Genomic DNA, 11220 nt, shown 5'->3' with positions numbered 1-11220 from the left:
GTGTGACGTCTGTTACAATAGAAGAGGCATATATGATGGATAGAAAAGAGGTCGAACAGGTGGGCACTTCAGCGATTTGGGAAGCAGTTATCTATTGGGTGATCTTGGTGATTTCTGCTCTGTGTGTGATTGCAGTATCTGGTAGTCGGAAGACCGCAAGCACGATTATTTTGGCACCCATTGTTTTGTTCTGTACCATATTTATGATGCAGGGCTCGGTGTTTACTGCTATGAAGCACCCGACCATGGGGGCTAATGTCGGTCTGGGTATGGCGTTTCTGACCACATGGGTAGTCAGCGGAATATTGTTTGCTGTAGCGCTTGTGATTGCTTTTATTAAATATAGCAAAAGGAACAAGGCGTAGTTCAGCCTTAACCTCAGATGAACAAAGGCTTTCGGTGATGTACCGAAAGCCCTTTTTGTATTCTTAGTTAACGATACAGGATGTTTTCGTTCATCTACGTCTTCTCATGAGCAAAACAACGATCAGCACAATGATGATCACGATCAATAGAAACTTCATATTCGATAACCTCCTTGATCTGTCTCCTATTTGATATTAACCATTTTTAATAAGTGTGCACCGATGCATCCCAAGCAAGTATGTATTGTCAAATGTTTGGCGAAAATGTGATTGTGGGATCAAAAAGAGGTTTACAGGCTTAGCTGGAAAGTGTATACATAAAGTGAGGAGGCGATTGCCATGAGTGATCGTGCATTTCATTTGTTTTATATTATTTTCTTGACGGTTCTGGCACTTGGAAGTGTTGGAGGAATCTCTTGGTGGTTGCGCTCTATCGGTCGTCAGGAGAAGGAAAAAAACTAAATTCAGCATGGGCATACAAGCCCGTATGCATCTTCCAGTAGGAGGGTGCATTTTTATATGTTATAATGGGAACATACGTTCTTTGCAGGAGGGATAATAATGTTGCCGGATTTGGAACGGAAGTTACTGCGTATTTTGTATAATTATTTTGCCCAGCATCGCCACATGCCTACAATGGCTGAATTGTCAGCAAAAACGGGTAGGCGAAATTCTGAAATTACAGCCGCATTGCGGCATATGGAACAAGAGCGATATATCACATGGGAAAATAACACAGGTACCCAGCATATTGTGTTACTGGAAGGATGGGAGCGTCCTTCCACCTACAAGCCTGCCCAAGTGGAAGCTGGACGCCCTACTACCCAAACGATACAGTCTGGTAGTACGGAATATTGGACGAATTATTAGCAGCGATATATAGCTGGAAAATTAATGAGTTTTTAAGGTGCATATCATTTAGTTTTAAGAAAGCAAGACTATAATGACCCTATTAACCCCTTTTTGATCAAGCTATAGGCCCTGTCGATGTATCGGCAGGGTCACTTTTTTGTTCATAGATACGTTTTCCGTATATAAAAAATCCCCCGGGGATCATCCGGAGGATGTGTGCAGCTTGCGTATACTGCACGGCCTGATCAAACTTCATCGTTTGACGGCATAATATATATTTAACCCCTGCTACCTTGTATTATATGGTCAGCATGTTCATAAGGGGCAGTCTGATTCCTCTGTTCATTTTCCAAACGACAAAAGCCCTACCTCTCTTTCGTCCTTGCGGCTCCGATGACCGCGCCAGTGTGAATGTGAAAATCTTCGGCAAAAGCTCAAAATTCTACATTAGGGTTATACATAAAATTTGGAGAAGCTCCATGCGGTATTAGGAGTATAGCTTCTTGCGTGGAATCCTATGGGGTTAATACATACTTTATTAGTATAACAAGCTTAATTCTAAAACGCAAGGTATTTATGGTTTTTTTTGATTGTAGACTGGAAATAATGCACTTTCTGCAATGAATTAGACTCATTTGCATTTGCAGAGAATGGAGACTGTGATAAATTGCTCTGACAAAGCACCCGAATTTTGAAATAGTGTAGTTACACGAAAAGATGGAAGGAAATTAAGAACTATGACTGCCTCAAGGAAAGACAAAAAAACATCACAGAATAACTCGCCCTCAGTCTGCACATGCATTAATCTGCGTCGTGCCTCGATGGCTGTAACAGGGCTGTATGACCAGTATCTGGCTCCAAGTGGACTCAATATCAGCCAGTTTTCGCTGCTCAAGCATTTAACGGTACTGGGACCGGTAAGTGTAAGCGAATTAGCATTGGAGATGCGACTCGACCGAACCACGCTTGTGCGCAATTTGAAGGCACTGGAACAAAGCGGGTATGTGGAGGATACATCCGCCGAGGGAAGCCGGAACCGCTGCCTTACCCTGACGAAGAGTGGAAAAGCACTATATAACGATGCAGCAGAGCTCTGGGAGGAGGCGCAGTTATTTTTACAGGAGTCACTGGGAAGTGCCGATTTGCAGATATTGACCGCACTGTTATCTAAAATTGAAAAACTGAGACTGTGATTAGCCTTCGCCTAATAAGGGAGGCATACTGATTTATTCTTGTATATACACGGAAAAGGGTTCAGATGTGTAACGCAGCCATTCATCGGTCAACAGGTATCCGCCAGGAAGTCGAGAGAATTCACAATAACTTAAGAAGAGGGATGTGGATAGGATGGTAACGCCCGTACCGGACATGAAAGAACTTATCGCAGCCGAGATGAAAGCCTATGTGAGTGAAGACAAGGGCAATTTCTGCGAAGAATTACAGAGCCCGTACTACGAGGAACCTATTATTCAATTTGCAGAGGCCAATGATCCTTTGTTTGAGCAGTATAAAACAGTGGTGGGCTCCGACCATGCTACGCCGCAGGAGGCCTTCGAACGGACATTCGGCACAGGAAGCTTTGATGGAGGCACCGTTGTCAGTGTTGTGCTGCCGATCAGTGAGACGATCCGCAAGGCCAACCGTGTGCAAAAAGCAAGAGCCTCCAGAGAGTGGGCGCTGCTGCGGACCTTTGGCGATGAATATTTTGTGCGGTCGGCAAGGCAGCATTTGGCGGAATATCTGAATGGACTTGGTTACCGAGCGGTGGCACCACTGGATACGGATTGGTACAACATCCACGGTGCCACAGGTGGACCAGTCTCTAACTGGTCGGAAAGACATGTCGCGTATGCAGCCGGTCTCGGCACCTTCAGTATCAACGATGGCTTCATCACCGAAAAAGGAATTGCCATCCGCCTGCTGTCTGTTGTAACGGATCTGCAGGTGCCGCCTGATGTCAGGGTGTCCTCGAACCTGAGCCATACCGGAAACTGCCTGCTGTGCAGCAAAGGCATTTGCGGTGTGTGCATTACTCGCTGCCCTGTGCAGGCCATCAGCAAGGAAGGTGGTCATGACAAAATCGCCTGCATGAAATTTGTGTATGGTGAGGAATCCCGAAAGTGGGCCGTGTTAAACGGCGGTGAGGCTGAATCGGGTGCCGGCTGCGGACTTTGCCAGACCAAGGTGCCCTGCGAAAGCCGCAATCCGATGCGGACCGTTCGCTAGTGTTATTTTCCTAGGATTTATGCAAATTGCTCAAGCAAGAAGGTTAACTTTTGACGGCTGAACTCCGATATTGAATACAAAGATATCTTATGAGCGTACGGATGAAAGAAGGGGTAGCATTTTGCCGATCTATAAGCGCTTTATTCAGCATGTTATCCTGAACTATATTATAGGTTCATTTATTGCTGTACTACTGGTATGTATGATTTTTGTATTTTCCACGTTAAATGTAGCCCACTATGAGCTTCTGGGTCTTGTCAAAATTGTTGCATTTTCCAGCGTCATTATGATTGTTTGTGAAACCATAGTGTTTCGAATGCATTTAAGACCTGTTCATCGTTTTTTTCAAGGAAACCAGGAGACGCTCAAGGATGTAGAAGCGGTGTACATTCGGGTTCACCATCTGCCTAATTTGTCAGTTTTGCGTATTGTTGGGCCGCATTTGTTAGGCTTCTCTATCCCGGCAGCCGTTATTGCATTATGGATGATACATACTGGACAACTTACCTTTCCTTTTTATTATGTAGGAATCGCCTGTATAGGAGCTTGTCTGGTCGCTTCCATGCATGCACTGGTTGAATTTTTTCTGACCATGAGAGCAATCAAACCGCTACTGGAGGAAATTCGAGATCGAACCTACCAGCAATATGGATTGAGCTTGTCCCTGCGAGGTCGAGTTCTGCTATCACTGCGGCATAAATTTCAGTTAAGTGCAACGTTAATTGGTGCTTTTCCTCTGTTTCTGTTTTGTTTAGCTACACAGATTCGGCTGGAACGTTTGGAAGCGACGGATTCCGGCTCCTATTGGGCATGGGCGGGTACGATTTTAATATTTGGTGTAGCTTTTGCTTATCTGGGGGGCAGATTGCTGACCCGTGAAATTGAACAGCCCATCCATCACTTGTTGGAAAAAATGAATGAAGTGAAGGAAGGCCGCCTGAATAGTAACGCCAGTGACTTGTATTCGGACGAATTTGCGGAGCTTGTCGAAGGATTTAACATGATGATCGAGGGCCTGAAGGAACGAGAGGAAAAGAACGGTCAGCTATTAGACAGTTATTTTGCCACTTTGGCTGCAGCGCTGGATGCGCGGGATGCCTATACCGCAGGACATTCGTTGCGCGTGGCTGAATACTCTGTACTCATTGGACGAAAGGGCGGTTTGAGCGAGACGGACCTTGACTTGCTGCGTAAAACAGCCTTGCTGCATGATATCGGTAAAATCGGTGTGGCTGACGCTGTGCTGTTTAAGGATGGCAAGCTGACGGACGAGGAGTTTGACCAGATTAAAATGCATCCGGTTATGGGGGAGAGTATTCTTCGGCAAGTGGAGCCGGCTTATGCTATGGCCCCTTATCTGCCTGGGGTACGCTCGCATCATGAGCGTTACGATGGCAAGGGATACCCTGATCAGCTCTCCGGGGAAGATATTCCTCTATTTGGGCGAATCATAGCCGTAGCAGATGCCTATGATGCGATGACGTCGGATCGCCCTTATCGGAAAGGGATGAAGGAAGAGAAGGCGGTTATGATATTGGAAGAGGGTAAAGGAACCCAGTGGGACCCTTACTTTGCCGAATTATTTGTCAAGGAGTGGCGCCGGAACAAAGGCATTCTAAGCTGACTCTATAGATACTCCCACTAGGGCGAGCCGTTGCGGTTCGCTTTTTTTATACACACACGCAAGCCTCTTTGGATATGTCGAAAGATGGGGCTTCATGTTATGATGTACGAGTAAGGCAAAATCGGCTAGCATAGGCCTGGCATCCAATTTCTTGCGCAATGGGAGTGTGAATCCATGCAATTTTCAATGATGTTTCTAATGAATTTGGGGATGCTGATTGCTGTTGCCTATGTGGCGAACGTGATTTATAAATATGGTTTGAGTCGTACGTCTACGCGGTTCAAATATGTCAGTTCGGTGTTGCTGGTGGTATTTGGCGGATGGGTCAGCTCTTGCTTTGGTTTTAACTTCAATGAAACCGTTATTTTTGATCTGCGTTTTGTTCCGCTAATTATCGCAGCGTTGGTGTATCCCCGTTCCTACACGCTAATTATTATTGGGGTAGCGATCGGTCTCACAAGATTTTCCTTCGGTCTGAATATGGCGGCATGGGTTGGCTTTCTGAATATGAGCATTTTGGGCGTATTGTGCGCCGGATTGAACTACTGGATGCGCCGCTCCACCTGGCGCTTGATTATTAAGGCATCCGTAACCATTTTAGCGGTTAATATTGTAAATACGTTAAATATTGCTTTCCTGGGCGTCATTCCCTGGCGCTATTATGTAACAGAGGTTGTTCCTCTTACACTGCCTATCGGCGTGATCCTCAGCTTTTTATTTGCACTGATATTACGTGATTTTCAGATGGAGCAGCAGCGAAACTATCAGATTCAACAGGCGAATGAGTTATTGTCAGAGCAGCGTGATAAGCTGCAGAAGGCAAAGGTTATTTTAGAGGAACGCGCCAAGCAGCTCATGATGGCTTCCCAGTATAAATCGGATTTTATGGCAACGATGTCGCATGAGTTACGCACACCACTTAACAGCATTATTAACCTGGCACAGATTATCAACGAGCAGGGAAAAGAGCTGGATGAGGACGAGCTATACCAGTACAGTGATCTAATCTATGCCTCGGGGCATGATTTGCTCCAACTGATCAATGACATTCTGGACTTATCCAAGGTCGAGGCTGGGCACATGGAAATCGTAAGTGAGCCAGTCAGTGTTCGTGAGATTGCGCAGGGGATGATGATGCATTTTGAAGTCACAGCGAAGGATAAAAACCTGGAATTCAACTTGAAAGTGCATGAACATATACCGGATGAAATCCGATCCGATTCCAAACGAGTACAGCAAATTTTACGCAATCTATTGTCCAATGCCTTTAAGTTTACTCATAAAGGACGTGTATTGCTGGAAATCAGCACACAGCATTTGGATCGAAAAGGCCAGGAGGGAGATTGGGTTGTATTTGCTGTAAAAGATACAGGCATCGGTATATCCAAGCTTCAGCAACATGTTATTTTTGAGGCATTCCAGCAGGCGAACGGTTCGATTAATCGTAAATATGGTGGAACCGGGCTGGGGTTGTCCATCAGCCGTGATTTTTCCCGCTTGTTAGGCGGGTTTATCCGTCTGGAGAGTGAAGAGGGCAAGGGAAGTACTTTTTCCCTGTACCTGCCTATGTGTCCGTCCGACAGCAAGGAGGCGGACGAACAGCCGTTTAAATTAACCTGATCGCAATCATGGGAACAAGGAGCGTTAGGAGGTATATATGGAACGTAAAGCGGTCGTTGTGGGTGGCACAGGGCTTGTCGGGGGTTATGTTGTACGTGAGCTGCTGGTGCAAAAAGAATACACCCGCGTCATGGTTATGGGCAGGCGTCCATTGGACATCAAGCATCCCAAGCTGGAGCAGGCGTTAATCGACTGGAAACAACCACAGAAGTCGGCCTTCGCCCTCGAAGGGGTGGATGATGTGTTTTGCTGCCTTGGGACAACGATGAAAAAGGCAGGCTCCAAGGAGCGATTTCGACAGGTGGATCTGGACTATCCCGTTCTGACAGCCCAGTTGGGCAAAGAAGCTGGAGCGGTACAAATGCTTGCGGTCTCTGCAATGGGCGCTGATCCGGATTCACGTGTGTTTTATAACCGTACCAAGGGTGAAGCTGAAGAGGCGCTTGCCGCGATCGGGCTGCCTGCACTGCATTTGTTCCGTCCATCGCTCATTTTGGGAGCGAGGTCTGAACGGCGTTTTGGCGAAGCCGCCGCCACGGTTGTCATGAAGGCGCTAGACGGCCTGATGACAGGCAGGCTCGCTTCCTACCGCGCTATCCCCGCTTCGTTCATCGCACGAGCTATGGTCCGAATTGCTCTCGCGCAGGCGAGCGGTGTACATATTTATCCGAACGACATCATTCGGGTCATCGGTGCGGAACTAACCTCCGATGATGAGGAACCTGGTACAGGAACGACTCCTGATGACAATGTATAAAACCATGCTTAGGATCAGAAAATGACAATAACGCCGCTGTTGCCCAATGACTCGGGTAGCAGCGGCGTTATTCGTGTTTTATGGGTGGTTTGTATTTTGCGGCACATCGATCGTAATCTCTAATTCATCCATGTAATGGCGTGGCCAGTTGCCATTAGCATCGAGTAGGGCACTACCTCCTGGTTGGGTTGGCAAGATATACGGCTTGAAGATGATCTTCTGGGGAGTGTCCACAAAAGGAGTAAACAGTGTGATCATTTTGCTGTCACGTTCTTGGGTATGGGGAACTCCAGAACCGCTCAGCAATTGAAGTTCTCTTCCCTGCTCGTCGAATACAGCATAATCGAGTATATCCAATTCCCTTTTGCTGTACTGGATCGTGTGTCCGTTCTTCATGTTATTGTACTCACGCTCTACAGTGTACTCATCTGGCATATGTGCAATATCGGTCAGCATTTTGAATGACGTTGTGATCTTGGTTGTGATGGAGGTAAGTTCTAACTTTTCTACCGTAAATGCAAGATACGGATTAGTTTTGCTCATTTGCGGCTGAAGTATCTTGTTATTTATTTTAGTTTTGTGAACCGTGGTTTGTATGCGGAACGGCTCGGGTACACCTTTTAACTTTGCATATACCTCTAGCTCAAACTGATCTGGTAAGGCGGCTTTACCACTGGCAGGGTCACGCATATACGCAATCAGCATAGAATTATTGTCTTTGCCCGGACGACCATACATGAGATTAAAGGCGCTACTGTTGCTGTTGACTGACGTCCCATTGATGAACAGGTCTATTTTCTCCACCATATCCTCTTCCTGTCCTTGCGTATTGGTAGTTGGATACAGGGGTTCATGTGGTGAATCCCCACCACTCTTTTCCAACGCCACGACCAAGCGTGTCCCGTCAAATATGATTTGAGGTACTTTCAATGTAATACCGCTATGGGTAACACTAAGGTTTACGGAAGTGGCCAACCCTTTCTGGTCAGCGGTTTGCAGCCCAAGATCCCCAGCTAGCTTGAACACACTATCAACAAGGGGGACCTGTTTCAATGACTCCGCCATTGTAGGCGAAACAAAGGCGCTGCCAATGATCATAACGCCAATGAGCGCTGCAGAAGCAGCGGTAATTGCAGTTCCCCGAAAAAACCTTTTAACGGAAAGATGGGAGGATGGGCGGTTGGGTAGCAGTTCCGGATCCGATTCCATTTGTGCATAAAATGCATCTAGGCGTTGCCTTACCAAATCAGGGATTACTACCATTTTTGCTTCCAAGTTTTCCTTTTCCAATTGTAATTTCTCATCCAGCTCTTGATCCTGGTTTTCAAACCCTGAAGGATTCATTGAAAGGTCACCTTCCTTTCTCCGCGATTTTGTAGCAGGTCCATTAATGTTCTGCGAGCACGGTGCAATCGTGTTTTGACGGCACCCTCTGATAGATCCAGTAACTCTGATATTTCCCTGATCGGCATATCGCGCAAATAGTGCAGGGAAATCACGGTTCGCATGGATTCCTCCAAATGGTCGATGGCCTCGCGCAGTTCGATTTTTTCGTATCCGCCCGAGGTGGACGGTTCCTTTATAAATTCCGCGACGGGTACAACCCGTTTTTGCTTGCGGATAATGAGATGGCATTCATTAATGAGAATACGAAGCAGCCATGTTTTAAAATAGCGAGGTTCACGTAGCTCACCCAGAGACTTGTATGCTTTGAGCATCGCTTCTTGCATTGCGTCCGCGCAATCCTCATTGCTGCGAAGAATGGAACGCGCCATGCCATACATATCGGATTCCATATGTTTCATCAAGGCGACGAACGCCTTGCGGTCCCCATTCCTTGCTTGGTGTAAAATTGTTTCGAGATTCAAAGGATGGTACTCCTTTCCCGTCTATACTACTAGCTATAATCATTGTACTTGTACCTGTATTTGATTTTGTACAATCTATTGTGTAGCAGGTTACAGGAATTAGATGTTACATGGGCGTTAAAGGTTACAGCGGAAATAAAAAAATGTAGCACCATCGCAACAGGGTGTCTTTAAAGAAGCCCAACGTGTCAAACCGTCGCACGGAATAGTGGCTTTGGACTTCACATGCTATAATACGGTGAACCAGTATCAGGAAGGAGAATCCAACCCTTATGAAAAAAACAATTGCTACTGAAAAAGCACCCGGTGCGATCGGACCCTATAGCCAAGCGGTAGAGGCAGGCGGGTTTATTTACACCTCAGGACAGCTTGGGCTGAATCCGGCAACAGGTGAGTTTGGCAAGGATATACAGGAGCAGGCTCGCCTGTCCTTGAACAATGTACAAGCCATTCTGGAAGCGGCAGGCAGCAACATGAACCAGGTTGTGAAAGCGACTGTATTCCTGAAGGACATGAACGATTTTGTCAGCGTCAATGAGGTGTACAGTTCTTTCTTTGAGCAACCGTATCCAGCGCGCAGTGCGGTCGAGGTAGCTCGTCTGCCTAAGGATGCACTGGTGGAGATTGAAGTCATTGCATTGAAGGGCGAATAAGTTACCCAGGGTTCGTTTATTAAATAAAGAAATTCTGTAAAGAACCGGGTGTCACTATATAGTGGCATCCGGTTGTTAAATGTATTGAGTGTTGTCCATTTGTATACAAAATGGAGGTGGAGATGTTGAATAAAAAAAGTCTATGCCTGATCATATTTAATAAAAAACGAAGCAAGCGAGCTTGGGCTAAATAATTCAGACCCATGCTCGCTTGTGCTTGTTAGGAGATTATATTCGTTGACTTTAATCCCGGTCTCGATTACGGGCAAAAAATAGCCATAGCGCGTATACCAGGATGATTGCCGACAAGATCCATGCAGCCAGCCGTACATTTTCATTGTTCGGATGCTCGATGGCGATAGCGACATAGGCCCATACAAATACAAGTGGGTAGATGCTGTCACGATAAGGAAAGCTGACCAAGATGGCTAATGCGGCGCCAATAAGCAGGATGATGATCGCCCATATCGTATCGCTGAGCCCCCAGCCACTCCATTCATTCTTTTCCAGTGCTACTGCAATGTTGATGAGGGTAGCCACAGATACCCAACCGAGGTTCAGACTGAAAGGTAGCTTGACGAACCACATTTCTCCGCGAGTTGGTTGCGGTGTACGGGTACGTGTATATACGACGAATAGGGAGAGCAAGTATAGAATAATGACGATCACGCACAGCTCTACGTATACATACTGCCATAGGAAAATCCAGATGATGTTGAAGAGACAGCTCAAAATAAAGAAAATACCGATAGACTGAACGCTTGTCTTGGATTGCCCTGTAGATGTAGCTTGGTACACGGCAAAACAGGCGAGCAGCACGTAGATGACCGACCAGATGGAAAAAGCGTAACCTGCTGGCGTAATTAAGGTAGGATACATGTTGGATACAGCAGCAGTGCTTCTTCCGCCAATAGGAAGTGTAGAAGCCAGAATGTTAACGAGAACGACAGCGATGAATGCGATAATATTCCACCATTTATACGGATGGCTTCGTGACATAGGAATAACTCCTCCTCAACGAATGATGTTCAAAATGACCGACTGGTCACTATCTTCTACTATGAATATACCCACTTTGCTTTCAAATATGTCCGAACGGGAAAAAGTTTCTTGAACCCAATATAATCATAAAAAGTTGTATGTATATACATTCATATGTAGTACAATGGTAAAAATTTTAAGCACTATATGAGCTGAATGAAGAGTTCACATTGGGGAGCTAATACGCAGACGGAAGATGCTTCCGATGTGAATT

Annotated in this window: 12 protein-coding genes; 9 read left to right on the top strand and 3 right to left on the bottom strand. The window is 46.1% G+C overall.

Features of this window, described 5'->3' with window-relative positions; all coding sequences use genetic code 11:
• Positions 1–32 precede the first annotated feature (32 nt).
• The 8 genes from ACXHJ2_RS20690 (at position 33) to ACXHJ2_RS20655 (ending at position 7444) form a co-directional block, all read left to right on the top strand.
• The gene (locus ACXHJ2_RS20690) at positions 33–365 is read left to right on the top strand and encodes a hypothetical protein (RefSeq protein WP_013369166.1); all 333 of its coding nucleotides are present in this window, start codon (positions 33–35) and stop codon (positions 363–365) included.
• Positions 366–704: 339 nt separating this feature from the next.
• Positions 705–827, top strand: coding sequence for a hypothetical protein (locus ACXHJ2_RS20685; protein ID WP_255305280.1), 123 nt, complete (start codon positions 705–707; stop codon positions 825–827).
• Between the two features lie 99 nt (positions 828–926).
• On the top strand, positions 927–1235 hold the full coding sequence (locus ACXHJ2_RS20680; RefSeq protein WP_058830602.1) for a LexA family transcriptional regulator: 309 nt from the start codon (positions 927–929) through the stop codon (positions 1233–1235).
• 719 nt (positions 1236–1954) lie between these two features.
• Positions 1955–2410, top strand: coding sequence for a MarR family winged helix-turn-helix transcriptional regulator (locus tag ACXHJ2_RS20675; RefSeq protein ID WP_058830601.1), 456 nt, complete (start codon positions 1955–1957; stop codon positions 2408–2410).
• A gap of 154 nt (positions 2411–2564) precedes the next feature.
• On the top strand, positions 2565–3443 hold the full coding sequence (locus ACXHJ2_RS20670; protein WP_165083492.1) for a (Fe-S)-binding protein: 879 nt from the start codon (positions 2565–2567) through the stop codon (positions 3441–3443).
• A gap of 121 nt (positions 3444–3564) precedes the next feature.
• Positions 3565–5067, top strand: coding sequence for an HD-GYP domain-containing protein (locus ACXHJ2_RS20665; protein WP_025676220.1), 1503 nt, complete (start codon positions 3565–3567; stop codon positions 5065–5067).
• 174 nt (positions 5068–5241) lie between these two features.
• Positions 5242–6687 carry an ATP-binding protein gene (locus tag ACXHJ2_RS20660; RefSeq protein ID WP_165083494.1) on the top strand — a complete coding sequence of 482 codons (1446 nt, stop codon included), beginning with the start codon at positions 5242–5244 and terminating at the stop codon, positions 6685–6687.
• A 37-nt stretch (positions 6688–6724) separates the two neighbouring features.
• Positions 6725–7444 carry an NAD(P)H-binding protein gene (locus ACXHJ2_RS20655; RefSeq protein WP_165083496.1) on the top strand — a complete coding sequence of 240 codons (720 nt, stop codon included), beginning with the start codon at positions 6725–6727 and terminating at the stop codon, positions 7442–7444.
• A 78-nt stretch (positions 7445–7522) separates the two neighbouring features.
• Here the strand turns inward: ACXHJ2_RS20655 and ACXHJ2_RS20650 are convergent, their stop codons facing one another.
• Together ACXHJ2_RS20650 and ACXHJ2_RS20645 are read right to left on the bottom strand one after the other, a co-directional pair.
• Complete coding sequence (locus ACXHJ2_RS20650) at positions 7523–8788, bottom strand: DUF4179 domain-containing protein (RefSeq protein ID WP_165083498.1); 1266 nt, start codon at positions 8786–8788, stop codon at positions 7523–7525.
• A complete protein-coding gene (locus tag ACXHJ2_RS20645; RefSeq protein ID WP_014599431.1) occupies positions 8785–9312 on the bottom strand; it encodes an RNA polymerase sigma factor in 528 nt (175 codons plus the stop codon). Before ACXHJ2_RS20645 ends, ACXHJ2_RS20650 begins: the two co-directional genes overlap by 4 nt.
• A gap of 272 nt (positions 9313–9584) precedes the next feature.
• Between ACXHJ2_RS20645 and ACXHJ2_RS20640 the strand changes: the two genes are divergently transcribed.
• Positions 9585–9965 carry a RidA family protein gene (locus ACXHJ2_RS20640; protein WP_165083500.1) on the top strand — a complete coding sequence of 127 codons (381 nt, stop codon included), beginning with the start codon at positions 9585–9587 and terminating at the stop codon, positions 9963–9965.
• Between the two features lie 243 nt (positions 9966–10208).
• Here the strand turns inward: ACXHJ2_RS20640 and ACXHJ2_RS20635 are convergent, their stop codons facing one another.
• A complete protein-coding gene (locus tag ACXHJ2_RS20635; RefSeq protein WP_064964278.1) occupies positions 10209–10964 on the bottom strand; it encodes a tryptophan-rich sensory protein in 756 nt (251 codons plus the stop codon).
• Positions 10965–11220 lie beyond the last annotated feature (256 nt).

It is taken from the genome of Paenibacillus sp. ALE3 (genome assembly GCF_054113405.1).
This window is presented reverse-complemented; position numbering and strand designations above follow the sequence as displayed.

Excerpts from the sequence above, each read along its gene's own strand:
- ACXHJ2_RS20655 (WP_165083496.1), top strand. The coding sequence starts at position 6,725 with ATGGAACGTAAAGCGGTCGTTGTGGGTGGCACAGGGCTTGTCGGGGGT.
- ACXHJ2_RS20690 (WP_013369166.1), top strand. The coding sequence starts at position 33 with ATGATGGATAGAAAAGAGGTCGAACAGGTGGGCACTTCAGCGATTTGG.
- ACXHJ2_RS20685 (WP_255305280.1), top strand. The coding sequence starts at position 705 with ATGAGTGATCGTGCATTTCATTTGTTTTATATTATTTTCTTGACGGTT.
- ACXHJ2_RS20635 (WP_064964278.1), bottom strand. The coding sequence starts at position 10,964 with ATGTCACGAAGCCATCCGTATAAATGGTGGAATATTATCGCATTCATC.
- ACXHJ2_RS20640 (WP_165083500.1), top strand. The coding sequence starts at position 9,585 with ATGAAAAAAACAATTGCTACTGAAAAAGCACCCGGTGCGATCGGACCC.
- ACXHJ2_RS20650 (WP_165083498.1), bottom strand. The coding sequence starts at position 8,788 with ATGAATCCTTCAGGGTTTGAAAACCAGGATCAAGAGCTGGATGAGAAA.
- ACXHJ2_RS20660 (WP_165083494.1), top strand. The coding sequence starts at position 5,242 with ATGCAATTTTCAATGATGTTTCTAATGAATTTGGGGATGCTGATTGCT.
- ACXHJ2_RS20675 (WP_058830601.1), top strand. The coding sequence starts at position 1,955 with ATGACTGCCTCAAGGAAAGACAAAAAAACATCACAGAATAACTCGCCC.
- ACXHJ2_RS20680 (WP_058830602.1), top strand. The coding sequence starts at position 927 with ATGTTGCCGGATTTGGAACGGAAGTTACTGCGTATTTTGTATAATTAT.
- ACXHJ2_RS20670 (WP_165083492.1), top strand. The coding sequence starts at position 2,565 with ATGGTAACGCCCGTACCGGACATGAAAGAACTTATCGCAGCCGAGATG.